The 26,522-nt window shown below is 43.4% G+C and carries 29 protein-coding genes; 11 read left to right on the top strand and 18 right to left on the bottom strand.

Annotation, left to right across the window (positions count from 1 at the left end):
• The first annotated feature begins 78 nt into the window (after positions 1 to 78).
• The gene (locus F955_RS10290) at positions 79 to 1,428 is read left to right on the top strand and encodes a spinster family MFS transporter (RefSeq protein WP_004894201.1); all 1,350 of its coding nucleotides are present in this window, start codon (positions 79 to 81) and stop codon (positions 1,426 to 1,428) included.
• A gap of 79 nt (positions 1,429 to 1,507) precedes the next feature.
• On the opposite strand, the gene tsaD is transcribed toward F955_RS10290, so the two are convergent.
• Positions 1,508 to 2,524, bottom strand: coding sequence for a tRNA (adenosine(37)-N6)-threonylcarbamoyltransferase complex transferase subunit TsaD (gene tsaD / locus F955_RS10285; RefSeq protein ID WP_004894198.1), 1,017 nt, complete (start codon positions 2,522 to 2,524; stop codon positions 1,508 to 1,510).
• 146 nt (positions 2,525 to 2,670) lie between these two features.
• On the opposite strand from tsaD, the gene rpsU reads away from it, so the two are divergent.
• Positions 2,671 to 2,886, top strand: coding sequence for a 30S ribosomal protein S21 (gene rpsU, locus F955_RS10280; protein ID WP_001136722.1), 216 nt, complete (start codon positions 2,671 to 2,673; stop codon positions 2,884 to 2,886).
• Positions 2,887 to 2,920: 34 nt separating this feature from the next.
• Positions 2,921 to 3,367: a GatB/YqeY domain-containing protein gene (locus tag F955_RS10275; protein WP_004812350.1), complete on the top strand. Its 447-nt coding sequence runs from the start codon at positions 2,921 to 2,923 to the stop codon at positions 3,365 to 3,367.
• Between the two features lie 89 nt (positions 3,368 to 3,456).
• On the opposite strand, the gene F955_RS10270 is transcribed toward F955_RS10275, so the two are convergent.
• The 13 genes from F955_RS10270 to F955_RS10210 all read right to left on the bottom strand — a co-directional run bounded on the left by F955_RS10270 (position 3,457) and on the right by F955_RS10210 (position 16,365).
• Positions 3,457 to 3,813, bottom strand: a complete 357-nt coding sequence (locus tag F955_RS10270; protein ID WP_004894196.1) for a hypothetical protein — start codon at positions 3,811 to 3,813, stop codon at positions 3,457 to 3,459.
• A gap of 114 nt (positions 3,814 to 3,927) precedes the next feature.
• Positions 3,928 to 5,370 (bottom strand): M48 family metalloprotease, encoded by a 1,443-nt coding sequence (locus F955_RS10265; RefSeq protein ID WP_212749365.1) that lies wholly within the window; start codon positions 5,368 to 5,370, stop codon positions 3,928 to 3,930.
• 86 nt (positions 5,371 to 5,456) lie between these two features.
• Positions 5,457 to 6,425, bottom strand: a complete 969-nt coding sequence (locus F955_RS10260; RefSeq protein ID WP_004894192.1) for a 2-hydroxyacid dehydrogenase — start codon at positions 6,423 to 6,425, stop codon at positions 5,457 to 5,459.
• Between the two features lie 6 nt (positions 6,426 to 6,431).
• Positions 6,432 to 7,082 carry a hypothetical protein gene (locus tag F955_RS10255; RefSeq protein WP_004894190.1) on the bottom strand — a complete coding sequence of 217 codons (651 nt, stop codon included), beginning with the start codon at positions 7,080 to 7,082 and terminating at the stop codon, positions 6,432 to 6,434.
• Between the two features lie 200 nt (positions 7,083 to 7,282).
• On the bottom strand, positions 7,283 to 9,172 hold the full coding sequence (locus F955_RS10250) for a M48 family metalloprotease (protein ID WP_026056720.1): 1,890 nt from the start codon (positions 9,170 to 9,172) through the stop codon (positions 7,283 to 7,285).
• An 88-nt stretch (positions 9,173 to 9,260) separates the two neighbouring features.
• Positions 9,261 to 10,796, bottom strand: coding sequence for an amidophosphoribosyltransferase (gene purF, locus F955_RS10245; RefSeq protein ID WP_004894187.1), 1,536 nt, complete (start codon positions 10,794 to 10,796; stop codon positions 9,261 to 9,263).
• A 24-nt stretch (positions 10,797 to 10,820) separates the two neighbouring features.
• On the bottom strand, positions 10,821 to 11,402 hold the full coding sequence (locus F955_RS10240; RefSeq protein ID WP_004812336.1) for a CvpA family protein: 582 nt from the start codon (positions 11,400 to 11,402) through the stop codon (positions 10,821 to 10,823).
• Between the two features lie 5 nt (positions 11,403 to 11,407).
• Entirely contained in the window at positions 11,408 to 12,409 is a 1,002-nt protein-coding gene (locus F955_RS10235; protein ID WP_004812335.1) for a quinone-dependent dihydroorotate dehydrogenase, read from the bottom strand.
• A 90-nt stretch (positions 12,410 to 12,499) separates the two neighbouring features.
• Positions 12,500 to 12,979 carry a type II secretion system protein GspM gene (gene gspM / locus F955_RS10230; protein WP_004812331.1) on the bottom strand — a complete coding sequence of 160 codons (480 nt, stop codon included), beginning with the start codon at positions 12,977 to 12,979 and terminating at the stop codon, positions 12,500 to 12,502.
• Positions 12,979 to 14,118 (bottom strand): type II secretion system protein GspL, encoded by a 1,140-nt coding sequence (gene gspL / locus F955_RS10225; protein WP_004894184.1) that lies wholly within the window; start codon positions 14,116 to 14,118, stop codon positions 12,979 to 12,981. The genes gspM and gspL overlap by 1 nt, the downstream gene beginning before the upstream one ends.
• Positions 14,119 to 14,147: 29 nt before the next feature.
• The gene (locus F955_RS10220) at positions 14,148 to 14,603 is read right to left on the bottom strand and encodes a phosphoglycerate mutase family protein (protein WP_004894181.1); all 456 of its coding nucleotides are present in this window, start codon (positions 14,601 to 14,603) and stop codon (positions 14,148 to 14,150) included.
• 78 nt (positions 14,604 to 14,681) lie between these two features.
• Positions 14,682 to 15,755 carry an NAD(P)H-dependent glycerol-3-phosphate dehydrogenase gene (locus tag F955_RS10215; RefSeq protein WP_004812326.1) on the bottom strand — a complete coding sequence of 358 codons (1,074 nt, stop codon included), beginning with the start codon at positions 15,753 to 15,755 and terminating at the stop codon, positions 14,682 to 14,684.
• A 28-nt stretch (positions 15,756 to 15,783) separates the two neighbouring features.
• Positions 15,784 to 16,365 (bottom strand): nitroreductase family protein, encoded by a 582-nt coding sequence (locus F955_RS10210; protein ID WP_004894177.1) that lies wholly within the window; start codon positions 16,363 to 16,365, stop codon positions 15,784 to 15,786.
• Positions 16,366 to 16,624: 259 nt separating this feature from the next.
• Here F955_RS10210 and F955_RS10205 point away from each other — a divergent pair, with 259 nt between their 5' ends.
• Positions 16,625 to 17,005, top strand: coding sequence for a hypothetical protein (locus F955_RS10205; RefSeq protein ID WP_004812322.1), 381 nt, complete (start codon positions 16,625 to 16,627; stop codon positions 17,003 to 17,005).
• A 58-nt stretch (positions 17,006 to 17,063) separates the two neighbouring features.
• Here the strand turns inward: F955_RS10205 and rhlB are convergent, their stop codons facing one another.
• Positions 17,064 to 18,215 carry an ATP-dependent RNA helicase RhlB gene (gene rhlB / locus F955_RS10200; RefSeq protein WP_004894176.1) on the bottom strand — a complete coding sequence of 384 codons (1,152 nt, stop codon included), beginning with the start codon at positions 18,213 to 18,215 and terminating at the stop codon, positions 17,064 to 17,066.
• Between the two features lie 98 nt (positions 18,216 to 18,313).
• Complete coding sequence (locus tag F955_RS10195) at positions 18,314 to 18,529, bottom strand: cold-shock protein (RefSeq protein WP_004894173.1); 216 nt, start codon at positions 18,527 to 18,529, stop codon at positions 18,314 to 18,316.
• 383 nt (positions 18,530 to 18,912) lie between these two features.
• Here F955_RS10195 and F955_RS10190 point away from each other — a divergent pair, with 383 nt between their 5' ends.
• The 5 genes from F955_RS10190 to F955_RS10170 all read left to right on the top strand — a co-directional run bounded on the left by F955_RS10190 (position 18,913) and on the right by F955_RS10170 (position 21,664).
• Positions 18,913 to 19,146 carry a sulfurtransferase TusA family protein gene (locus F955_RS10190; RefSeq protein ID WP_008306543.1) on the top strand — a complete coding sequence of 78 codons (234 nt, stop codon included), beginning with the start codon at positions 18,913 to 18,915 and terminating at the stop codon, positions 19,144 to 19,146.
• A gap of 141 nt (positions 19,147 to 19,287) precedes the next feature.
• Positions 19,288 to 20,157: an RNA polymerase sigma factor RpoH gene (gene rpoH, locus F955_RS10185; RefSeq protein WP_004894167.1), complete on the top strand. Its 870-nt coding sequence runs from the start codon at positions 19,288 to 19,290 to the stop codon at positions 20,155 to 20,157.
• 118 nt (positions 20,158 to 20,275) lie between these two features.
• The gene (locus F955_RS10180; protein ID WP_004894164.1) at positions 20,276 to 20,641 is read left to right on the top strand and encodes a DUF423 domain-containing protein; all 366 of its coding nucleotides are present in this window, start codon (positions 20,276 to 20,278) and stop codon (positions 20,639 to 20,641) included.
• 28 nt (positions 20,642 to 20,669) lie between these two features.
• On the top strand, positions 20,670 to 20,867 hold the full coding sequence (gene thiS / locus F955_RS10175) for a sulfur carrier protein ThiS (protein ID WP_004812315.1): 198 nt from the start codon (positions 20,670 to 20,672) through the stop codon (positions 20,865 to 20,867).
• Positions 20,868 to 20,881: 14 nt separating this feature from the next.
• Positions 20,882 to 21,664, top strand: a complete 783-nt coding sequence (locus F955_RS10170) for a thiazole synthase (protein ID WP_004894161.1) — start codon at positions 20,882 to 20,884, stop codon at positions 21,662 to 21,664.
• Positions 21,665 to 21,736: 72 nt separating this feature from the next.
• On the opposite strand, the gene F955_RS10165 is transcribed toward F955_RS10170, so the two are convergent.
• Positions 21,737 to 22,348, bottom strand: a complete 612-nt coding sequence (locus tag F955_RS10165) for a glutathione binding-like protein (RefSeq protein ID WP_004894159.1) — start codon at positions 22,346 to 22,348, stop codon at positions 21,737 to 21,739.
• 218 nt (positions 22,349 to 22,566) lie between these two features.
• On the opposite strand from F955_RS10165, the gene F955_RS10160 reads away from it, so the two are divergent.
• The gene (locus F955_RS10160) at positions 22,567 to 24,012 is read left to right on the top strand and encodes a SulP family inorganic anion transporter (protein ID WP_004894158.1); all 1,446 of its coding nucleotides are present in this window, start codon (positions 22,567 to 22,569) and stop codon (positions 24,010 to 24,012) included.
• A gap of 158 nt (positions 24,013 to 24,170) precedes the next feature.
• Entirely contained in the window at positions 24,171 to 24,887 is a 717-nt protein-coding gene (trmB, locus tag F955_RS10155) for a tRNA (guanosine(46)-N7)-methyltransferase TrmB (RefSeq protein ID WP_004894155.1), read from the top strand.
• A gap of 167 nt (positions 24,888 to 25,054) precedes the next feature.
• Here trmB and F955_RS10150 read toward each other — a convergent pair whose 3' ends face one another.
• Positions 25,055 to 26,482: a coniferyl aldehyde dehydrogenase gene (locus F955_RS10150; protein WP_004894151.1), complete on the bottom strand. Its 1,428-nt coding sequence runs from the start codon at positions 26,480 to 26,482 to the stop codon at positions 25,055 to 25,057.
• Positions 26,483 to 26,522 lie beyond the last annotated feature (40 nt).

The raw sequence follows: 26,522 nt of genomic DNA, 5'->3' as shown, positions 1-26,522 counted from the left end.
CTAAAAACAACAAGATATCCAATTATTGATCAGCAACACAAAAAAATGCTTAAAGCAACATCATGAGGATGTAATGAGATGAGTAAGGAACACTTTATTGATACGGTCAAAGCCGTATCGCCAAACCCCGCCAATGCCGTAACCTATAACAAGTGGAAAATTTTATTGTTATTATTTCTGGCCAACATGTTGAATTTTTTTGATCGCACAATTCCTGCCATCATTATTGAACCACTACGTTTTGAATTTAATCTAAGTGACTTACAACTGGGCTTTGTTGCAGCATCATTTACTTTAGTTTATGCAATTGCAGGACTACCCTTTGGTCGATTAGCCGATAAAGGCTCGCGTAAAAAAATTATCGGATGGGGCTTAATGGCATGGAGTGGTTTCACTGCTCTTAATGCTGCCGCATGGAATTTCGTTTCTTTTTTCTTGGTACGAATGGGGGTCGGAATTGGTGAGGCAAGTTATGCACCTGCAGCCAACTCCCTCATCGGTGATTTGTTCCCTGCCGAAAAACGCGCACGTGCCATGGGCATTTTTATGCTGGGATTACCTTTAGGTTTAATCTTAGCCTTTTTTACAGTCGGTGCAATTGCAGAGGCATTTGACAGTTGGCGTGCACCCTTTATCGTTGCTGCAATACCTGGTTTTTTATTGGCTATTTTCTTCTTTATAATCAAAGAACCACCACGCGGTGCGAGTGAAGGTGAACACTATGTTGCAAAAACCGTTCATCATCCTATTCGTACACTTTTGAAAATTAAAACCCTACGCTGGATTATTTTATCTGGTCTCAGCGTCAATTTTGCAGTGTACGCAGGCAACTCATTTTTTGTCCCCTTATTTCAGCGTTATTTTGGTTTAAGCCTGACTCAGTCAGCCGTTACCACGGGGTGTATTGTCGGAATTACTGGACTCATTGGTTTAACTGTAGGGGGTGTAATTGCCGATAAAATTCATCAGCGTTTTGCACGTGGTCGCCTGGTATTTGGTGCTATCTGTTTATTAATTTCAGCCATTAGTATTGCAATTGCTCTATATCTTGGCAACGACTCCCTTACTGCTGTTGTCATCTTACTCAGCGTAGGTTGGTTGGCTTCATATAACTATTACACGACTGTTTACCCTGCAATTCAGGATGTCGTCGAACCTAATTTACGCGCAACAGCCATGGCGCTCTACTTTGCTTGCATGTATATTTTAGGCGGTGCTTTTGGTCCAATCGTCGTGGGCGCATTGTCTGACCACTTTTCTCAAGCTGCAATGTTGGCGTCAGATACAATGATTATGACTGAACATTTTAAAGCTATAGGTTTACATAGCGCATTATTTGTTATCCCTGTTGCGTTCTTCTTTACAGCAATTTTCATATATTTGAGTTCACGTACCTTTATCAAAGATGCTCAACGTAGCAATAGCTGAAGTTTATTTAAGATAGATTATTGAATACTTAAACAATGCTTAAAAAAATGCCAATCTTAATGATTGGCATTTTTTTAACTTAAACTTGAGCTGGATCCGTCAGCTCGGTCATCGGCCAACGTGGTGTCGTGGTTACAGCCAACCCGTCCTGCTGCCCGGCTTTCAGACGTTGATAACCTGCAAAGGCAATCATTGCGCCATTATCGGTACATAGTGCAGGCTCAGCGTAATAAACCGTTGCTTTAATCTTCGCCAAGTCAGCCTCTAGGCGTTCACGTAAACGCTTGTTGGCACTAACACCACCCGCAATCACCAGACGTTTTAAACCGGTTTGTTTAAGAGCTTTAACTGATTTTTTTACCAAGGTATCGACAATCGCTTCCTGGAAACTGGCTGCAATATCGGCATCACGATTTTCATCACCTAATTTCTTCATTTGCACAGAAACTGCAGTTTTCAAACCACTAAATGAAAACTCTAAGCCTTGATGCAGCATTGGACGTGGAAAAGGAAATGCATTCGGATCGCCCTGCTCCGCCAGTTTAGAAATGTTCGGACCACCTGGATAGGGCAAGCCCATCATTTTCGCGACTTTATCAAAAGCTTCACCAGCCGCATCATCAATCGACTCGCCAAGGAGCTCATATTGACCAATGCCATAAGCGGCCATCAACTGCGAGTGGCCGCCTGACACTAAAAGAGCCACGAACGGAAATTCCGGTGGCGTTGCCGAAAGTAATGGTGCCAGCATATGACCTTCCATATGATGTACACCAATCGCTGGCTTATTCAATGCAAAGGCTAAGGTACGACCAAACAATGCACCCGTCATTAACGCACCCATCAGGCCCGGTCCACGGGTATATGCCACTGCATCAATTTCAGATTTTTTCACGCCACTTTGTTCAAGCAGCTGATTCATGAGCGGAATTAACTTACGCACATGGTCACGCGAAGCCAGTTCGGGAACTACACCACCATACTCGGCATGCAGTTTAATCTGGCTGTACAGAACCTGGCCGCGCAAACCCAGTTCGCTGTCATAAAGCGCGAGTCCTGTTTCATCACACGATGTTTCTAAGCCTAAAACGATCATTAAACTGCCTATAACCTGTATCAAATCAATTGCGACAACTATTATAGACTTGTGATATGAGATGTAAATGAGTAAAATACTGACCTTCACTTGTGATCAAGGGCAATTCGGCCCTGATCTTATCCATAACTTAATGAGGATTCTTCATGCCACAAGTTAAATTGAAAGAAGGCGAACCAGTAGACGTAGCTATCCGTCGTTTCAAACGTTCATGCGAAAAAGCGGGCGTTCTTGCTGACGTACGTAAGCGCGAATTCTACGAAAAACCGACTCAAGAACGTAAGCGCAAAAAAGCTGCTGCTGTTAAACGCTACCAGAAGAAACTGGCTCGCGAATCAGTACGTACTACTCGCCTTTACTAAGATTAATTTGTGATTGACTGCCTGGACTAAATAAATGACTACTTTAAAAAACCAAATAACTGAAGTTTTGAAAGCAACAATGCGTGCTAAAGAAATGGCTAAGTTAACGGTAATTCGTAGTCTTCAGGCGGCAATTAAGCAAATCGAAGTCGATGAGCGCAAAGAACTTGACGATGCTCAGGTTCTTGCGGTCATTGAAAAGCAAATTAAACAACGTAAAGAATCGATCAAAGCCTTTGAAGGTGCTGGTCGAGAAGATTTAGCTAGTAAGGAACAAGCCGAAGTTGAGGTTCTATCTCAATTTCTACCAGAAGCTATGACTGAGGAAGAACTTGATTCCATCATTGCGCAAGCGATTACAGCGCAAGAAGCTACTAGCATGAAAGATATGGGTAAGGTGATGAATTCTCTGCGTCCGCTCATAGCCGGGCGCGCCGATCCTGCACAAGTTTCAGCTAAAATCAAAGCTAAACTGGCATAATCCCCTGCTTTAAATCTCTATTTGCGTTGAACTGACTTAATTGCTAGCCAGTTCTTAGCAATCCAAATTTCTTTTTTAATTTTAATAAATCACAAATTACAATTTACATTTTTGCTTTGCAGTAATTGCATCATTTTTGAAGATTTCACCTGATCCACAATATCTTGCCGTGTCAGTTTTTGTAGCTGAAAGTCTAGTGCATCACGATTTTTATCAGTTGCCTGATAAAGCTGATCTACATAACGCCTGACGATCCCACAAAATTCCACCTGTTGTGCTGCAGTTAAATTCTGTTGTTGTGGATTTAAACTGCGCAGAAAATCTCGTGACTGCTGGTGATATTCATCGCTGATACGCTCTACTGCCCGCACATAATCCTTAGTGCTCGCTGCATAACTATGTGATATTCCCCAAACCAGAAACAGGCACAACAATGTTCTTTTCATTCATGCTTTCTCATGTGCTTTCATTTGCAACTCAGCATAGTACAAGGCAAACTTGAAATAAAGCACAGAGGTTGATGTAGTTCACAGCTTTAGTAAGTAATTTTTATGAGAAGATTAAATCTTGTATTTTCGTTCCTGCTGCATCTGTTTTAAACGTTGTGAAATACTTGCAGACAATGACTGATTCTTCTTACTAACTCGCTGTGCATGTAGTAAGGATTTAATAGCTGCCTCCTCATTTCCCGTCCAATATTCCACTTCAGCACGGTAACGCAGCACATTAATGGTTTTAATCTCAGATACAGGCTCGGCATTGGTTGCTGACAGCATTAAGCGCCAGGCACTTAAATCACGTGAATTCGCATTCAGGAAACGTTGCACGATCATCTTGGCTTGATCGGTTTGCTTCATACGGATCAATACTTCTGCATATTTATAATTGAGTGCCCGGTTTTCCGGCATAATGGATGCTGCAGAACGCACACTACGCAGAGCTGGCTCCAGCTGATTTTTCCCGAGATAAATATCGGTCTGAAACAGCACCAGCAAAGGATGAATCTGATTATGCTTTTTTGCCTGGTCTAATGCCTGTTGTGCATTATCCTCATCACCTTGTTGCAGATAGTAAGCAGTGAGTGCCAATTGCCCTGCAAAACTGTTTTGTCCTGCTAAAATTTTTAATTGCTGCTCAGTCGTCTGACGGGACAGTACTTTGCTATACCAACGAATAATCTCAAAATTCTGGTCTATCAGCTTTGGTTTAACTTTCGGCATCTGATTGGCGCGTAAACGCGCCTCACTCATACGCTCAGTCGTTAAGGGATGAGTAAACCAGAAATCTGGCAGAAAGCTTAAACGGCTGGTTGAACGATGCATCACCTCAAAGAAATCAGCCATGCTCTGCGGGTTATAGCCCGAAGCATACATATACTGCATACCGATCCGATCTGCTTCACGTTCCTGATTACGACTATAAGAAAGCTGCTGATCCATTAAAGCTGCTTGTGAGCCCATCATTACGGCTGCACCCGCATCGCCATCTGCTTGCGATGCCACTAAGGCTCCGACCAGGATTCCCGCGAGTGCTAATAATCCCTGTCCTTTAAATGCTTCTTGGGATCGACTGTAATGACGTTGTGTGACATGTGCAATTTCATGCGCCATCACACCGGCCACTTCATCCATATTACGCGCTGAATTGAGTAATCCCATATTTAAGGCAAATAAGCCACCAGGCACAGCAAAAGCATTAATCTGGGGATCATTAACCACAACCAGGCCAATTGGTTGCTGTAATTGAGTCTGGCTGAGAATATGTGAAAACACTGAAAATAACTGGTCTTCCATCCAGGGATTTTGCACCACAGGTAATTGTTTCTGTACTTGACGATAAACCTTTTCACCAATCATGCGCTCTTTTTGCTGATCTATCAGCCCTACACCTGCTCCAATTTCTGGAACAGTAAACTGACTAGACTGGGTGTTAAAAGTATCGGAAGCGGTATGCCCTATCACCATACATGCGCTTAATCCACAAGCCAAAACCAAACGTTTCAATGAATAAATCTCTAAGCCTGATTACGAAACCTGCTTGAATATACCATTGAAAAAAGGGCATAAACGCAAGGAAATGTTATTTAATATTATTTAAAATGCGGGTCAACTACATAGCGTGGTACACGTCCTTGCAAAGCATCCACCAGGTTGTGATATGCCAGTTCTGCCATACGCTGACGTGTTTGCGCAGTTGCCGAACCTACGTGCGGCAAGGTAATCACATTATCAAGTTTAAATAGCTCTGATTCTTGCAATGGCTCTTTTTGATAGACATCCAGCCCTGCGGCAAAAATCTGACGATTTTTTAAAGCCTGAATCAGTGCCTGCTCATCGACAACTGAACCACGGGAAATATTCACAAAGACTGCATGCCGCTGCATCAATGCCAGTTCTTCTGCACCAAAAAGTGCTTTGGAATCTGCATTTAAATCCACTGCGACTACCACAAAATCAGAACGCTGTAATAAGGATTTTAAATCACAATATTCTGCATTTAAGCCTTGCGCCAGCTCCAGCTTTTCACGACGGTTATGATAAAGCACATTCATATTAAAGCCATGAAAGCCACGTCGCGCGATTGCTGCGCCAATATGACCTAATCCAATAATTCCTAAAGTCTTGCCAAAAATATCTACCCCGAATTCTGCTTCGCTGGCGGTACGCTGCCACTGTCCTTGCTTGGTCCATTGATCTAAATAAGTTACTTTACGCGCTGCGGCCATGAGTAAAGTAAATGCAAGATCAGCTGTGGTTTCAGTGAGCACATGTGGTGTATGAGTGAGATAAATTTTCTTTTCTTTTAAATATTCAAGATCGTAATTGTCGTAGCCAACACTGACACTGGAGATGATTTTTAGTTTAGTCGCAGTTTCCAGATTATTTCGATTGAGCAGTCGTCCTGCGCCAATCATGCCATCTGCATCTTGTGCATGCTGCAAAATCTGTTGATTGACATCACCCAGCTTGGGCCGGATATATACCACATTATATTGTTGTTCGAGTTTGGCTTGAATCTCTGGATGAATTTGACTAAATACAACAACTTTTTGCTTCATGCTTATTTATTCCATGCTGACAGGCCTACTTTGCATAAACTGCCAGAGTCGCTTTTTAAGGATTGGCCGATCCAGCATCTCCTGCAGGGAGGCCAACTGGGTAATTTTACTGTTTGAAAGATGTGGAACAGTACCAAGAAAAATAATATTTTTATCGTGACTCATGCCATCCAGAAAACCCTGGATATAAGACTCCACGCCGCGTCCATCCTGCACATTATCCCAAGGAAATGGCCAGTTCAGCTCTGCAAACTCACCCAACATTGCACGTTGGATATTCGACCACAGTAATTGCTGATCTTCAGTTAAGCTCGTAGCATCAATGACAATGATACAGTGCGCAAGACTTAATGCCTGCAGGCTAAAAGGCGCGACCTCAACAATTTCGCGAAGCTCATGTACCAGTTCTGGCTGCGGCTGTATTTCCATTGTTGGCATTATAACGACTGGCGCAGGCACTTCTACAGGTGCAGATACGACAGAACGTTCAATCACTGAGGCTTCAGCTTTAAGCTCAGGAAGGATGATTTCACTCAGGACTTCAGGTTGTGACTGGTCACGCCAAAGCGCCGGCTGGTGCGATTGACACGGCTCCGCCCGAGGAATCCAGATATCAATTCCTAGTGTCGCCAGTATGTCACGCTGATGCCCTATCATCTTGTCTTCATCACCTATTTCAGGCTGAATATTTTAGCGGGAATCCATTTCCTTTGCCGAACTTTTTCGGATTTTTCACTGTACATTACAATTGATTTGTAGCAAATTTGATTTTAGTCATTCTCTTCGGGTTGTTTACATGCAGGTTCAAACATTATTTAAAGATCATGCGTGAGTTAATAAATACTTTCAAGTCTGAATTAAATAATCATGATGCTGTTCTTTTTCTGCATCTGATCCACAATTTCATCTACTTCAAAACCCAAACGCCAATACAGTAATTCCATCACGTCAAATTCATCCTGAGTGATGATCCGATCATTCCAGAGACAGATTTCCGCAATGCCCAATATACTCAGTCGATCACGCAGTAACAGGCCAGAAATATCATTCAGAATTTCAGCCAGATCAATCGGCTCATCTGAAATTTCGGTATACATTTCCAGTTCTTTTTGAGTCAGAATACGTTTTAAAATACGCTCGCGAACATCCAGCTGATTATCACTATTGATCTGCTGTACATGCAGCAATGCATCAATCAGGCGTACGATTTGTGGTTTAACTTCTTCCAGTGCCGTCGGGGTATGTAGGGGGAGTAGATTCAGCTCATATTTCACACATTCAAGCAACAAGGCATCTAGCAGACCAATTTCACCATCTTCCTGAATAATTCGTGCCAGTTTCATTACGAATTGTCGTGCTACCGTGGTCGGCATGCCACCAATATTTTTGCAGGCTTGCTGAAAAATCGAGATATGCACACGCCCGTCCAGATTTAACAATGAATCTACAATGGCCCGACTGACTTCAGCATCGGTGGGAATAAATTCCCGATATTGCCGGATCATCAGAATTGCAACCATGACCTCTCGTGACCCAGTTGCAGTTTGTAATGCGCGTTCAATTAGCTCTGGTCGTGGCGTATTGGCACGATTCTCCGGATTCAGTGGTTTAACCGCATCTTTAATTGCAAAACTGATCGGCGACAGACGTAGTAAAGGCAATGGCTGTGGCGAACTCCAAGCAGCTGCACTTGTGACCGCCATTTCTTCGAGTGACCGAAACAGACTAAATAAAGGCTGATTTTGTAGTTTTTTTAGGTTTTCAAGCTGCAGATCCTGAATAAGGGAGGGATTCATTTCATAGATTCGCTGCTCAATACTGGGATGAATATTCAGCCAGTTCTGCTGACTGAGTGAGTTAGCAAAACACATATGTGAAATCGACTCTGCATATTCACTATGAATCTGTGAACCGGAATGATGCACATAAATCCGCAGCAAAGTCTGTACATTGGCATCATTTTGAATCAGGCGACGGGTTTTCTGATCATTCTTGAAAGTTCTGCCACCGAGCGAAATATATTTAATGAAACGGGTAATCAGCACGCCTAAGCTACCAATCAGCCAGATCACCGCACCAATACCCACAAACAGAGTCTCAAACTTGTTTTCTGCCGGCATACCATTCCGATAGAATCCCCGTTTGGCAATCTTACTGCCCCACTGACTAAAAGTAGTCAGGCTACTGTAGAGAATCTTGAGCCGGGTATTTTCTGCCGCTTCACCAGAAAGAATCTTGTTAAACTCATGGCTTAATAAACCATACAGTTCAATTTCATCCAGATTTTGCAATGCCCCCCAAGTCAGAATAATGGCAGTATTTCCCGGGTTAAAACCGGCAGTCAGTGCATTGACCCCGACCTCATCAGGCAAAACATACACCGCAGGAGGCTCAATCAGAAAAGTATCTGCCAATTGTTCAGCAATCTTCAGAGCGACGCTTTCCTCCGGTACGCTTTCAATCAGACTCAGGCGACGTGCACCCATCTGCCGTGCCAAGGAATACCCACCAGCACGAAAGACATAAAATTCATAGAGTACTGACACCACCATGATCGAACCGACCAGAGCAATCAGATAAGGACTCAGCACATGCCAATAAATAGATTGAGCAGGATCAAAATAATAGACCAGTAAACCAACGACAGTATTAATAATTGCTATCGTCAATAGCACAGCAATCAGACAGACACTGGCTGGCCATAGCATATTTTTATTCTTGATAAACGCATATCCTACGCTTTTCAATGCTTCACCCTGATCACATTGTTCTAGCTTTGCCCAATCATAAATGAAAAAAGCGGGAAATTCCCGCTTTTTTCATGATTTTAAAGACTTAGACTTCGCGCACGCCAGTCAGGTCTACTGATGCTGCATCGATATTTACATCAATAAACTTGTCACCTTTTTTGGCGCCATCATTACGCTTTTGCTGTAACTGGTCAAGGTATGCTTCATCAATACCACCAGCCACATATACGCCGTCAAATACAGAACAGTCGAATTCACGCAGGTTCGGTACAATCTTGGTACGTACTGCATCTTTCAGATCTTCCAGATCTTGGAAAATCAGACGGTCAGCACCAATAATTTCACGAATTTCCTCAACACTACGTTCAGACGCGATCAACTCAGATTTGGCTGGCATATCGATACCATACACGTTTGGATATTTCACCATTGGTGCAGCAGACGCAAAGAATACTTTTTTCGCACCGGAATCACGCGCCATCTGAATGATTTCATTACACGTAGTACCACGAACAATTGAGTCATCGACCAATAGAACGTTTTTACCCTGGAATTCCAGCTCAACCGGGTTCAGCTTCTGACGTACTGATTTTTTACGCAGTTGCTGACCAGGCATAATGAAGGTACGACCAATATAACGGTTCTTCATGAAACCTTCACGGAATTTCACGCCCAGCGTATTTGCCAGTTCAAGCGCAGAAGTACGTGATGTATCTGGAATTGGAATGACCACATCGATATCATGTTCATCACCCCACTCGCGCAGGATTTTATGGGCCAGTTTCTCACCCATTTTCAGACGGGCTTTATACACTGAAATACCATCAATGATTGCATCTGGACGCGCAAAGTACACATATTCAAAGATACATGGACGGTATTCTGGCTTTTCAGCACATTGCTTGGTAAAGAAGTTCCCTTCAGAGTCAATAAAAACAGCTTCACCTGGCTCGATATCACGCTCAACTTTAAAGCCCAACGCTGTAATCGCTACAGATTCAGAAGCGATGATATATTCCATCCCGTTTTCAGTTTCACGCGAACCGTAGATCAACGGACGGATACCATTAGGATCACGGAAACCAACCACTCCTTGACCTGTAATCATGGCAACAACTGCATAACCACCTTTGCAGCGCTCATGCACGCGTGTTACGGCATGGAAGATATCTTCAGAGGTCGGTACCAGTTTGCCACGCTTCTGCAATTCGTGCGCAAATACGTTGAGCAGAACTTCTGAATCAGAATCGGTGTTCATATGACGTAAGTCAGTCTTGAACAGGTCATCATGAATTTCTTCAGCATTGGTCAGGTTACCGTTATGTGCCAGCGTAATCCCGTAAGGAGAGTTCACATAAAACGGCTGCGCTTCAGCACTACTTGAGGTACCCGCAGTTGGATAACGCACATGGCCAATACCGTAATTACCTTGTAATGCACGCATATGACGGGTATGGAATACATCACGCACCATACCAACATCTTTACGAAGGAACAGGCGACCTTCATGACAAGTTACAATCCCAGCTGCATCCTGTCCACGATGTTGTAACATCGTTAATGCATCAAACAACATTTGGTTAACAGCTGATTTACCAGCAATACCAACCACTCCACACATAGCAACCTCGCAGACAAGCTAGGATTAATAAAAAGGATTATTCGTAGACTCAGCTGATGATTTGCTCTTTACAGCAGGCTCAGCTGATACATCTGAAGATTTTCTGGAATCTTCCGACTTGATATGTTGTAGGGCCTCGTTTGCAGCATCTTTGGACATCTGGGTCGCCCATGGCGCATAAGGAAGCAAAGTCTGAATTACTTTGGACTGTTTCCAGTGTGGTGAGCTTTCTACCCACGGCCCGATTCCCTGCATGGTGATCAGAACAATCAGCAGCCCTTTCAGGCTGCCAAACACCCCACCTGCAAGACGGTTTAAAGGTCCCAGTTTCAGGGTTTTCATCACCCGGTTGAGCAAGAAGGTTACTATCCAGGTCAAAACCACAATCATCAGGACGATGAAAGCAAATGCTGCAATTTTTTGTACCACTGGATCTGTACTGAGAGCAGTCATGGAAGGCGCAAGTAGTGTTGAATATTTCGCTGCTACAATGAGCGCAAAAATCCAGCCAGCTAAGTTCGCAAAGGCTTTAATAAATCCTTGACGCAAACCGTTTAGCCCTCCAATGAGCAGTATAAACAGTAAAAAGATGTCAATGGCAGTCATAGAATTCAGAATGCTTCAACACAGTCTTTTACAAGTGTCGGACCTGTATATATGAGGCCACTATAAACTTGTACAAGGCTGGCACCAGCTTGCTTTTTGGCAGCGGCATCGGCACCCGAAAGAATACCACCCACACCAATCAATGGAATTTGTCCTTGCAACACATCTGCAAAGGCTTTTAAACATGCCGTACTTTTCTCAAAGACCGGCGCACCCGACAAACCGCCTGCTTCTTCAGCATGCTCCAGACCTTCAACACCTTCACGAGACAAGGTCGTATTGGTCACAATCAAACCATCAATCTTGAATTGCAGCAACTGCTGGGCAATAAATGCAATATCTTCAGCTTCAAGATCTGGTGCAACCTTCAAGACCAGAGGTACATAATGCTGGTTTTCTTGAGCAAGCTCAAGCTGACGGTTTTTTAGCGTTTCCAGCAGCTCGGTGAGCGCATCACCACTTTGCAGGCTACGCAGGTTTTTTGTGTTGGGAGAGGAAATATTAACAGTAATGTAGGAAGCGTAATTATATACCTTTTCCAGGCAGATTAAATAATCATCAACTGCATTTTCAACCGGAGTTACAGCATTCTTGCCGATATTAATCCCCAGAACACCTTTGAATTTTGCAGCTTTAACATTTTCAATCAGTTTGTCCACGCCTTCATTATTAAAACCCATACGGTTAATAATGGCTTTCGCTTTTGGCAGACGGAACAGTCGGGGTTCCGGATTACCGGGCTGAGGACGCGGGGTAATAGTACCGATTTCAATAAAACCAAAGCCTTGACTTGCAAGGGCATCGATATAGGCACCATTTTTGTCCAACCCTGCCGCCAGACCTACCGGATTCGGAAATTCGATTCCCATACAGGTCACTGGTTTAGAAGCAACGTTTTGACGCATCATCCCCATGGCATGGGAGGATTTCAACAGTGATAGTGTCAGCTCATGTGCACGCTCTGGTGCTAAAGAAAACAACAAAGGGCGGGCTAGAGAATACAACATATCTAGAAAAGTCTACTGCTTTTTAAGTCGGCATATTATAGTCACAGCCCGGTAAAAAAACCATGCTTTGCAAATCTTTATTTTTACCGTTTATAGGACAGTCGCTGTTAATTTAATCTGTCCGGCATCACTGATAAGTTCCATTTTTTCAACAGTTAAGCCACTCTGGGCCAGCTGGGTCAGAAAATTAGCCAGTACAGAATAATTTTCATGACTGACATTGAGTAAAATTTTACCTTCCTGCTGCTGGGATGAAACCGACAACCCCTGCTGCTGGGCAGCACGCTGCACTTTTTCTGAGGCATCTAATTGCAGATCGCCTGCTGGCTTCATGGTCGCTGCATTACTCTGCATCCACACTAAAGTATCTTTTAAGGTATTCAGGCGCTTTTGCTGGGTATCCGCAGCTCTGTGCATATAAAATAGTGCCGAACCGACTGCAGCCACGATGACAAAGATTGTGGTAAAGATCACCATGTAGCGTTCACGGGCGCTCAGGCTATCCAGATAATCTGTAATGCGTTCAATGCGCTGGTCCAGCCGGATTTGAATATTGTCGAGCATTTTCATTATTGTATTCTCACCGATCCGATCGCACCTGCACCATTGGCCTGTACATTACCCAGTTCAACTTTAAAACCCTGCTGTGTCAGCTGACGGGTCAAAGTGCTTAATGCATCAGAAGAGTTCGCCTGCAGATCCATATTCAGACTTGAAGTATCATAACTGACCCGCTGCGCAATAATCTGGTTTTGCATTAATACCGGCCCCACCCGACTAATCAGATCAAAAGCCTGAGTATTCGCCACCTGACTTAAACGCATCTGCCCTTCAAACTGGCTTTTGATATTCTGCTCGTTTACAGGATAGTTCTGACCAAACCAGTATTTGAACTGATCAATCGCTTGAGAAGCAGTTTGATTGGCAATCTTTTTATATTGATACCAGCGCACAGCATCATAACTAAACTGCAGCACCAGAATACCCAAAAACACAGCAGCACAGGCTTTCCAGTAACCGGAAACTGGCGTATCTGACTTGGCTTTAGGCAAGACATTAAAAGGATGCTGTTTGGCTTTTTTCAGCTGGGGAAGGCTGTACTGAAACGACTCAACCTGATCATGGGTAACAACAGCTTCCAGACTACGCAGCTGAGCGTCATTCAGGTTACTCACCTTGTAATTTACATCTTTAGGCTGATAATCCAGATAAAGACTCAGGTCATCCACCGAATGACCCACATATTCCGATTCGCGAACCAGTAGTCGCCCAGCAAGTTCCGCCAATACACGTTGATTTTCTTCTGGAACAGGCAGGACCAGAAAATCTGGCAATAATGCCGTGACCTTGACCGGAAGAAGGTTCAATACATGCTGCATGGTTTCTACAGTTGAATTGGAAATTCCCAATACACTGAGCTGATCGGGCTGCTGAAAATGATGAAGCACCTTCATCGCATCAACCGGTAGAATGACATATTCCTCCAGCAGATACTTGATTGCCTCCTGCCCCATTTTCTTATATTGGGCTTTGGACATGCTCTGCTGCAAAATCTGCACATGACGACTCGGGAAAAAGACCGTTGCCTCTACCCCATGTTGCCCCTGGATTTCCTGAATCAGTTGCTCAAGTGTATCTGCACTTTTCCAGAATTCCCCATCTGACCATTGCCAAACCCCATTGGCTTCTGGCATCCATAAATACAACATCGATTGTGTTCTGCCGTTTTAATAGTTTTTTATACTGTTGGAATAAAGCTTTTTAACTGTGTCGATAAACCTGCTGCAATCACTGCCTGATCATAAATGCGAGCTTCTGACAAATGAAAAGGATGGAAAGACTCCGCTGTCAGAATGGAAGCAATATGTGCCACCACATTCATATGGCAAACCACGACAATTGATTCATACGGTAACTGAGACAACCACTCCACAGCCACTTTGGCATCATCATCCGGCTTAATGGCATTACAGATCACCACCGGTACATCTTTATAGAAAGCCTGCAAATGTGCCAGAGTTTCCTGAGCACGAAGCAACGGACTCACTACAAAGACTTCAGGTTTAACTATGTCTTTCAGGTATTGAGCAGTCTGTTCTGCCTGTAGATGTCCACGTTCGGTCAAAGGGCGCTTGGTGTCGTTACCATTTACCGGTGGAGCTGCTTCGCCATGACGTACGAGTGTCAGTTGCATACATTTCCCTATTCGTTCATTCAAGCTGCTGATCAGGTCATAATATGAGACTGATCATACAGTTCCATCACTTATAAATCAGACTTGATGATGTGGCAAGACAAATTCCACATCACTGCGATGACCATTTTTCATTAAAGACACTGCAATACTCATCGGCGGTGCACCTTCAAAGATCACAGCATACAAGGCACAGGTAATTGGCATGTATACATCCAGTTCTTCTGAACGTGCTTTTACCTGTACAATAGTATTAATCCCTTCCGCCGTCTGACCTAGTTCAGTAGTTGCCTGTTCCAGAGTTTTGCCTTTACCCAGCGCATAACCAACCTGATAGTTTCGGCTTAACGGACTATTACAGGTAGCGAATAGATCACCTACACCCGACAGCCCCAGGAAGGTTAATGGATTCGCACCAAGCTTCACCGCAAAACGGCTCATTTCTGCCAAGGCACGGGTCAGAATCATACTCTTGGTATTTTCACCGACGTTATAGGCGGCTGCCATACCCATTGCGACTGCATAAATATTTTTCAGCGCACCACCAAGCTCTACACCATGCACATCATCGCTGGCAAAGACACGGAATAAAGCACTGTGCAAAGCTTGCTGTACTGCATAACGCACCAGTTCAGAATCACTTGCAATCACAGTCCCTGCTGGCTGGCCCGCCACAATTTCCTTCGCCAGGTTCGGGCCTGAAAGTACACCATATGGCACTTCAGGTAATTCTTCCCGGATGATATCACTCATAAAACTAAAGGTTTTCGCTTCAATACCTTTGGTCAGTGAAATCACGGCCTGAGAGCTAATAAAAGGCTTAATCTGCTTCAGCACATCACGAAAAGAATGGCTTGGAATTGCCACCAGAATAATGTCACGATCACGTACTGCTTTTTCTAAATCAGAAACTGCCAATAATGCAGGCTCGAGCTGAAAATCTGGCAGGTAACGCTTGTTCATATGCGTGGCATTAATATCCGCAGCCGTGGCTTCATCACGAATCCAGATCATGGTGTCACAGCCATTGCGTACTGCAGTATTTGCCATTGCTGTACCAAAACTACCACCACCCAACACTGTAATTCGCAACGCAGTCTTACGATCAATTTCTACAGGTTCAACCAGATCTGAAAATTTTAATTCTGACATGTGTTTCTAATATCCTTATCTAGCCAAATTAATGTGATGGATTCCACTGGCTGACAAATGCTTCTGTATGGATTTCTGCACGTGGCGCAATAGTTTTTGCCGCCGTTCCAATATAAATGATGCCTGAAACCAGATCATCACCTGAAATTCCTAAAGCCTGTTTAAAGTATAACGATTCTACTACAGCGCCACTACGCCACATGGTCGAAAAACCTTGAGCTTGCAGGGACAATAAGAAATTCTGAATTGCGGCACCAGAGCTCAGAATCTGCTCAAAATGCGGCACCTTGGGATGATCTTTTAAACGGGTCAAAGCCAGAACCAGTAAAGGTGCACGGAAAGGATGATGTTTTACCCGCTCAATCTGAGCAGCTTCAGTTTGGCCCAGATCGATTAATGCCTGAGACAATAACTCACCAAAAGCTTCACGCTTATCATCTGGAATAACTACAAATTCAGTAGGTTTTAAACGGTGGTGATCTGGCGCAGTCAGCGCAGCCTGAAAGGCTATTTCCAGCTGTTCAGCATTGGGTGCCGGGGCAATCAGCTGACCAATAGATTGACGTTGATGAATATTCTGATGAACGATTTCGATCGTTGATTCGGTCATTGCCTTGTATTTCTATACTTAAAAACTGTATTCAAGATTAGCATATTCATCTTGGGATTCTCTATATCCTTCATTTTTATTCTTCTTGCTCAGATACATTTAGCTCACTGTTTTCGTTTCTGATAACAATCATTAAATAGCGTTTACGAGAATGACATGGCTAATACTGAAAATTTCCAAATTTATACATGCTGTACAGATTCTAAAGATGATTATGTGATTAATTATACGATTATCTGATCTTGACGGGTTTTTAGACATGACAAAAATATTAACAATGGGTGCAGCTATTGCCACTGCACTCGCTCTGACTGCGTGTAGTACTAATCCAACCAACACAACTGCAATCCGCAAAGAAAATAATCAATTTGAAGTCACCGGATTAGGTAAGACCCAAGTCATTGCCAAAAATAATGCCGTGAACGCCGCCTCTAAAACTTGTGGTTCACGATCAACAGCTATTATTGTAGATGAACAGTCCACCTATGATGGCGCACTGAAAGGCGTGGTAGATGAGCAGACTGGGCAGATTATTCAGGCTGCTGCCACAGTACTTGGTAATATTGCAGGTACAGGCAATAGCATTAATTCAGATGATGATTACCAAACTACCCTGACTTTCCGTTGCCAGTCTAACTAAAGCATTTTTAGCTAGATAAAAAAACCGCTCAATGAGCGGTTTTTTTACGAACTGGAAATTAGCAATAGCCTTCCAGGCGGGTCAATGGTAATTTTTGACCAATCGCTTTTTCAATTTCTGGAAGATAGAACGCATCGTCTTCCGACAGGAAACTGATACTGACACCACGAGTCCCGGCCCGTCCAGTGCGACCAATACGGTGTACATAGTCATCAGACTGTTCTGGCAGGGTAAAGTTCACTACATGCGATACACCATCCACATGAATACCACGACCTGCTACATCAGTTGCGATCATGATATTGTGTTTTCCATTTTTAAACTGGTCCAGCATTTTTAAGCGCTTGTCTTGGGCAATTTCACCAGAAAGCATCACCACTTTATAGTTGTCACGTTTCAGATGATCATAGAGTTTACGCACCTGATCACGACGGTTGGCAAAAATCATGACCTTCTCAATCGGTTCATCACGCAAAATGTCTTGTAGCAGTTTATATTTATCTGCCTTGGCAACCATATATACACGTTGTTCAACGTCCGCATTGGTTTTCTTTTCTGGCTCAATTTCAACCGTTACGGGTTCAAATAACCACTGTTGTGCCAGATTCAATACGTCATAGCTAAAAGTTGCCGAGAACATCAGAGTTTGGCGCTGTTCCTTACGTGGCGAGAAACGTACGATACGTTTCACTGAAGGGATAAAGCCCATATCCAGCAGGCGGTCTGCTTCATCAATCACCAGGAATTCAATCTGATCTAACCAAACTTCTTTTTGTTCAACAAAGTCAATCAAGCGACCTGGAGTAGCAACCATGATGTCCACAGGTGCCTTATCGAGCTGTGCTTTTTGCTTGTCAAAATCCACACCACCAAGCAGCGTCACGACACTCAGATCAGTAAACTTGTTCAGCTCATGCGCATCACTTTCGATTTGTAGTGCAAGTTCACGAGTCGGTGCCAGAATCAGTGCACGTGGCTCACCACGATAACGCTGTTCCTGAACAGGATTATTCAATAGATCATTGATGATACTCACCAGGAAGGCCGCTGTTTTGCCCGTACCCGTTTGCGCACGACCAATTGCATCGTGACCTGCCAATGTGAATTTTAAAACCTTCTCCTGAATAGGCGTCATAGAAGAAAAGCCTAAAGCATCAATCGCTTGTTTTAGATTAGGATGTAAATTTAAGGTTTCAAAACCAGATGACATAAAGCGGTGCTCTAAATAGATAATCACTAAGATACAGACAGTATAAACAAAAAACGCCCCAATTTATATTGGGGCGTTTTATTAGCTTAATCCGAAGATTAGTCTAATGGTTGAACTTCTTCAGCCTGGAAGCCTTTTTGGCCTTTTACAACACTGAATTCAACACGTTGGCCATCACGAAGTGAACGGTGACCGTCACCTTGGATTGCACGGAAATGAACGAATACGTCATCACCACCATTGCGTTGAATAAAGCCGAAGCCTTTAGTATCGTTAAACCACTTAACTACGCCTTGTTCGCGAGCAACTGTCATAAGTTAATCCTCATTGTACCGAAAAGAAGGACCACCCGGTGTTGCAAACAGCAGAGCAAACAAGTTTGAAAATATTATTTTTAAGCTTGTAATCATTCTGTAAAACTATTAACAAAATCCCGGTTACATCCATTTATTTGCAGGACGAAAAACAATCAATTTGTTTATCTAAAATCCCACTAACTCATCGAGCTTAACATGGGTTTATAACAATTAATAGCCTTTTTTTAGGTTTGTTCTAATTGATTTCGCTATTTTTTTCAGAAATTTGCATAAGGTTTTTTTAATTATTATTTCGTTTATATTTTTTTAAAAAAGTTGGGATTTGGCATCCTATTTGCTAATATTTAGACCCCTTTTAAAGTCGAATGAATATTACGGAAATGATTGACAACGCAGATCAGATTCGCACCGTCGATGCCATAGGTAAACCATGCCCTATGCCGTTATTGATGTTAAAGCGTGCCCTGAAAAGCCATCCCGGCGAAACCTTTCTGCTGAAATCATCAGATCCACACAGCCAGATTGATGTTTCGCGTTACTGTGAGTTAAATCAGCTGAAGTATGATATGCAACAAATTTCTGACGTGGAGTTTCACTACATAATTGAATCTTAAAAATTTTCAATTAAACTATTTATCTCCACATTCGTATAAAAGTTTACATATCTCTACCCAAATATCCATCATTTGACTGGAGATTGGATTAACATAAATCTTAGATTTGGGAATGATCCCGTTATTCCTCAAGGAGAACACATGAGTGACAGCAGCAATCAATTGATGCCCCTGTCATTATCGGCGCCAGGTGTCAATCTCGGTGCTTATATTAGTACTGTCAATCAGATTCCTATTTTAACTGCCGAACAAGAAAAAGAGTTGGCAGACCGATATTTCTATGACCAAGATCTGGATGCAGCAAAAATGCTGGTGATGTCTCACCTGCGTTTTGTAGTCCATATTGCACGTAGTTATGCAGGTTATGGCCTGCCTCAAGGTGACCTGATTCAGGAAGGTAACCTTGGCTTAATGAAAGCGGTTAAACGCTTTGACCCGAATATGGGTGTTCGTCTTGTTTCCTTTGCCGTGCACTGGATTAAGGCTGAAATCCACGAATATGTAATCCGTAACTGGCGTATTGTCAAAATTGCGACAACTAAAGCTCAGCGCAAACTGTTCTTTAACCTGCGTAGTCTGAAAAAGTCATCTAAAAAGTTGACATTAGATGAGGCTCGATCAATTGCCAATGACCTGAATGTGACCCCCGAACAGGTTCTGGAAATGGAAGGGCGACTGACTGCCTATGATGCAGCATTTGAAGCTTCAGGTGATGATGACGATGAAGGTTCAGGTCATGTCGCTCCAGCGCTGTATCTGGAAGATAACCGTTATGATCCGGCACGTCTGATTGAAAATGAAGACTATGAAGAACAAAGTACAGCCGCCCTGCACGATGCCATGGAACAACTAGATGACCGTTCACGTAACATCTTGCAGCGTCGCTGGCTGGATGATGAAAAATCTACCCTGCATGAGCTTGCCGCAGAATATAACGTTTCTGCCGAACGTATTCGTCAGCTGGAAAAGAATGCCATGGAAAAAATTAAAGTTGCGATGTCTTCCAACTAGATTTCATGTCCTGTATAAAGCCTTCAGATGTGAAGGCTTTTTTGTCTTTTAATACGGTGTTTCAGCCCGTACTTTTATGCTAAGGTTAAGCGCAAAATTTACAGGAAGATCAGTTCAGATGTGGATTGCAATTTCAGCGATTAATCTGGCCCTTGCAGTAATGCTGGGTGCTTTTGGTGCGCATGGCTTGAAAGCACGTGCAACTGAAGCACAGCTTGGCTGGTGGCAGACTGCAACCGATTACTTTTTCTATCATGCGCTCGGCTTGTTGCTGTTAGGCATTCTGGCAAAAGTGATTCCACAATTGCCGATTAAACCAAGTTTTATTTTGATTCAATTGGGCATTTTACTGTTCAGTGGTTCACTTTATATTATGGCACTTGGTTTACCGCGTGGTTTGGGTGCAATTACCCCGATCGGAGGCGCACTGATGATTGCAGGCTGGCTGACCCTGGCCTGGAATGCATTTAAATACATCAAGTAAGAACTGATCACATTCAGAGGGTGCCAAAATGAACATCTATATCAATGGCGAACAACAACAGACTGACTGCACCACCTTAATGGAACTGGTTCAGCACCTTGCGCTTGAAGGTAAGCGCTATGCCGTTGAAGTCAATGAAATGATCGTTCCCAAAAGTAGACTGGCAGCAACGCCAATCTGTGAGGCAGACAAAATCGAAATTATTCACGCTGTCGGTGGCGGCTAAGGTTCGGAAATACTATGCAAGATTTACTTCAAATTGGCTCACGCCAGTTCCAGTCACGTCTGTTGGTTGGTACAGGAAAATATAAAGACTTACAGGAAACAGATCAGGCGATTCAGGCGAGTGGTGCTGAAATTGTTACGGTTGCAATCCGTCGCGTGAATATCGGCCAGCATCCTGACCAGCCAAATCTGCTATCCGTGATTCCACCCGAAAAATATACCATTCTGCCAAACACCGCTGGCTGTTTTGATGCTAACAGTGCTATACGCACCTGTATGCTGGCACGTGAGCTGCTGGATGGTCATAACTTGGTAAAACTGGAAGTTCTGGGTGACGAAAAAACCTTATATCCAAATATCACTGAAACTTTAAAAGCAGCACGCACCCTGATTGATGATGGTTTTGAAATTATGGTGTATACATCAGATGATCCAATCGTGGCGCAGGAACTGGAAAGCATGGGTTGTGTTGCGATCATGCCTTTGGGAAGTTTGATCGGCTCAGGTCTGGGAATTCTGAATCCTCATACCATTTCTATCATTAAGGAAAATGCCAAAGTGCCTGTACTGGTCGATGCTGGTGTCGGCACAGCCAGTGATGCAGCAATTGCGATGGAACTCGGTTGTGATGGCGTGTTGATGAATACAGCCATTGCAGCAGCACAGAATCCAGTCTTAATGGCATCTGCTATGCGTAAAGCAGTAGAAGCTGGTCGTGAAGCATTCTTAGCGGGTCGCATGCCACATAAGCGTATGGCGAATGCCAGCTCGCCTGAGACAGGTTATTTCTTTAAATAAACTCGTTGATAAGAAAATTAAGTGCAAAAATAAAGGACTCAATCGAGTCCTTTATTGATTTGCTACGATGTATTAAGGAATTAATCCTTCATCACGCATAGCAATCTGTACTGACTGACGCTCTGCGACTTTATTACGAATGTGAATGATATTTTTATAAGGTGTCAAATCGTGTTCGATATGATTTGACCAGTTAGTAAGTACAAACAGATAAGCATCTGCTGGTCCAAAGTTATCATCCACCAGGTAATCATTGTCTGATCCACCAATGGCTTTATCAATGTAACTTAATAAGCGGTCAATTTCTGCATACGCCTTTTTCTTGGCTTCCTCATCCATTGGCGCACCAAAGAATACCGCATAAGCATCATGTAATTCTGAGTTTAGGTAACCTAACCATTCCAGGACTTTGGCACGTCCCATACCTGATGGAGGAATTAAATCTTGTTTTGGATCGTGTTGTGCCAGAAATGGAAGAATCGCAACGTTCTCAGTCAGAATCAGGCCCGGGTTAATTTCCAGTGCTGGAACATAGCCTTTTGGATTGATCTCGTAATAATCTGTGCCTTTCTCAGTTTTATGTGTTTTTAAATCAACACGTTCCAAATCAAAATCAACATTAATTTCATTTAAAATAATATGTGCTGCCAACGAGCATGCACCAGGTGCATAGTAAAGCTTCATTTCTGATCCTTGTTATCTACTTCTCAATGTTTTAAATCGCTTCTAACAAACTTTCAAGTGATCAAACCTGTAAATTGCAAAAAAGCGTAACTGCCGCCAAAAGACATTTACTTCTTCAATATTGAGTATATTCCAGACATTTTCAAGTCATTCTTGTGTGGATTTTTATACCAGGACGATTAAGATACGCGGGGTTAAAAGTGAAATGATGAAATTCTGTGATAAGTCTGAAAAAAGAAGAATGGTTTTCCAATATCCGCACTGATGTTCTGGCTGGCCTGGTGGTCGGATTAGCCCTCATTCCAGAATCGATTGCGTTTTCTGCCATTGCTGGCGTCGATCCTCAAGTCGGTCTGTACGCATCTTTCTGTATCGCGGTATCTATTGCCTTCTTCGGTGGTCGCCCAGCAATGATCTCGGCAGCAACTGGTGCGATGGCGCTCCTCATGATTACTTTGGTCAAGGAGCATGGTCTGCAATACTTACTGGCTGCCACTATATTAACCGGGATTATTCAGGTAATTGCCGGTTCATTTAAAGTTGCCAAATTGATGCGCTTTGTTTCGCAATCAGTGGTCTATGGCTTCTTGAATGCCTTGGCGATTCTGATTTTTGTTGCGCAAATCCCGGAAATGCAAAAAATGGATGTGACCGGTTATCTGTTTGTTGCGATCGGTTTGGCAATTATCTATTTATTTCCTTATCTTCCGAAAATTGGTAAAGCCATCCCTTCTCCACTGATCTGTATTATCGTCCTCAGCGGTCTGGCTCTTGTCCTCGGATCAGATATGCGTACCGTGAGTGACTTAGGACATTTTCCAGATACCTTACCAGTTTTCTTGATTCCAGAAATTCCGCTGAACTTTGAAACACTACAAATTATTTTTCCTTATTCAGCGACTTTGGCCACTGTCGGTTTACTTGAAACCATGATGACCACCACTGTAGTCGATGAAGTCACCGATTCTGAAAGTGACCGCCATCAGGAATGCCGTGGTCAGGGTATGGCCAATATCGTCAGCGGTTTTATGGGTGGAATGGCCGGTTGTGCCATGATTGGACAGTCGATTATCAATGTCTCGTCTGGTGCACGTACCCGTCTGTCTACGCTTGTGGCAGGCGTGTTCCTACTTTGCCTAGTGGTATTTCTAAAAGATTGGCTGGCTTATATCCCGATGGCAGCACTGGTAGCCATTATGATCATGGTGTCATTTACCACCTTCCAGTGGGGTGCTATCAAGCAGTTTAACAAGCATCCGCTTGCTTTTAATGTGGTGATGATTACTGTTGTGCTGGTAGTTTTGGTGACCCATAACCTGGCATTAGGCGTGTTAATCGGCGTGGTATTGTCTGCCCTGTTCTTTATCAACAAACTGGAAAATACGGTTCACGTATATACTCATTTGCTAGATGAACGTTCTCGTCGTTATGTGATTTCCGGGCAGATCTTTTTTAGCAGTTCAGACCGTTTCTATCAGTTCTTTGACTTTAAGGAAAACCTGGCAGTTGTTGAACTTGATCTGACCCATGCCCATATTTGGGATGTCACTTCTGTGAATATGTTCAATAACGTCGTACAGAAATTTAAAGCCCAAGGAATTGATGTTCAGGTGACTGGACTGAATGAAGCCAGCAGTACTTTGGTCGACCGTTATCAAACCTGATCATCATTCATATGATTTAAAAGGGCCAATTGGCCCTTTTATTTTTCTGAGGAATAAGCTCAATGCCAGTTTTTAGTAGTGAATTCCTGAGAAAAGTTTGACTTGCTCCGCTCAGGACTTAAAATACCGCATTCTGAATTTTTAGATTTGCCAAAGTTATGTCGAACGATCAATTAGACCAGCAAGTCGTGGAGCTGGACAATTTAAGCGAGCACCGTGAAATTGTGACGTTTATGCGCCGCTCAGCGCCATTAAATACCTCTCAACGTACTGCGCTTGAACAATATGGTCACTTAATTTTGGAATATCCGGTGGGTGATTTGCGTCAGCATTTTGAGCACCCTGAACGTCCATTGACTGTAGAAATCGGGTTCGGTATGGGTCGTTCACTGGTATTGATGGCCAAAGCCAATCCTGAACGTAATTTTGTCGGTATTGAAGTGCACGTACCTGGCATCGCACAATGTGTGTATGAAGCAGGTATGGAAGGCTTAACCAACTTGCGTGTCCTGGATGCCGATGCAATTCAAGTCCTACGTGAAATGCCGGATAACAGTATCAACACGGTGCAGTTGTATTTCCCTGATCCATGGCAGAAAAAACGTCACTTCAAACGCCGTTTCGTATCACACGACCGCATGCCATTGGTTGAACAAAAGTTAGAGCTCGGCGGTACATTCCACGCTGCGACTGACTGGGAACCGTATGCTGAATGGATGCTGGAAGTGCTTGAAGAGCGTCCACGTTTGGAAAACCTGGCAGGTAAAGGCAACAGTTATCCTCGTCCTGACTGGCGTCCTCAAACCAAATTCGAGCGTCGTGGTATTGAAGCCGGTCACAAGATTAATGACTTTATCTTTAAGAAAATCTCTTAATCCAAGAGGAATCCAAAAAAAGCGCTGATAATTCAGCGCTTTTTTATGAAAAGAATTTATCTTCGAATTAATGAATGATCGCGATCAGAATATCTGAAATCAATTTTAGAAAGAAAAATAGATTGATCATCTTTATGCCAGGCAATTTTTCCTAGGCATTACTCACTTTAACGCAAGAAGATACGATAAATCAATTTTAAAATCGAACTGCCATACGGTGGATAAATCAGCTTCATCAAACTGAATTTTGGACGGCTAAATACCGACTTGGCATGACTAAAGGTCTTAAAGCCTTCATGTCCATGATAATGTCCCATTCCAGATGGGCCAATCCCACCAAAGGGCATATCCTCCATACCTGCCGTCATCAAGGTTTCATTGAGACAAACTCCACCGCTATGTGTCGCATGTAATACTTTTTGTTGCTCAGCTTTGTTATAGCCAAAATAATATAGTGCCAATGGCCGGTCATGCTGGTTGATGTAGTTAATTACTTCATCCATCTGCTCATAGCCAATGACAGGTAGAAGTGGGCCAAAGATTTCATTCTGCATGATCAACATATCGTCATGAACATTGGTCAGGACCAGGTGCGGCAAACGGCGCCCATCTCCCCCATGTTCAATCTGATGCAACTGTGCACCTTTGGCCTGAGCATCCTCAATATATCGCTGTAATCGAGCAAGCTGCCGATCATTAATGATGGTTGTATAATCCGGATTGCTTAAAATACTATTTGGATAAAATTGTCGAATAGCATCGAAGTAAGCTTCAATAAAAGCTTGGATTTGTGACTGATGCACAAATGTATAATCTGGTGCTACACAGGTCTGCCCGGCATTCATGGTTTTGCCAAAAGCCAGACGGCGTGCGCTTTCCTGTAAATCAGCATCTTTCGCGACTATAACAGGTGACTTACCGCCGAGCTCCAGTGTGACTGGGGTCAGATTCTCCGCCGCCGCATGCATCACATGACGTGCAATTGAAGTCGCGCCAGTAAAGAGCAAATGATCAAATGGCAAATTAGTAAATTGCTGCGCGACTTGTGCATCCCCCGTAACTACAGCAATCTGGTCAGCTGGGAAATAACGGGCAATCAGCTGTTGAAACAGACTGGAAAATTCCGGGGTATATTCACTCATTTTCAGCATGACCCGGTTACCCGCAGCCAAGGCCTGGCCCAAAGGACCTATGGCGAGGAAAAGCGGATAATTCCACGGCACCACAATACCAACCACGCCTACCGGCTGATACATCACATAACCCGTGGCTGGCTGAAACAGAATACCAACCTGACGTTTACTCGGCTTCATCCATTTTTTCAGATGTTTCAAGCTGTGTTTCAGTCCATTCAAACTGGTCAGCACTTCAAACAGCTTGGTTTCGTTAAGACTCCGGTTCGAGAAATCCCGACTAATAGCAGCAGCCATCTCATGCTGATGCTCCACCACCATTTGATATAGTGTTTTAAGTTGCTGTTGACGCTGCTCATAGTCTGGATATGCTGCTTGCAAACATGCCTGGCGCTGCTGCTGGAAAATATCCTGCATGTATTTGGTAATATCTAGGTTTGCACCTTGTTCCCATGACGTCATATACGGTCCCTATTTATTCTGTAAAAAGAAATTCTCATAT

Source organism: Acinetobacter schindleri CIP 107287 (assembly GCF_000368625.1).
In the GTDB taxonomy this organism is placed as follows: domain Bacteria; phylum Pseudomonadota; class Gammaproteobacteria; order Pseudomonadales; family Moraxellaceae; genus Acinetobacter; species Acinetobacter schindleri.
This window is presented reverse-complemented; position numbering and strand designations above follow the sequence as displayed.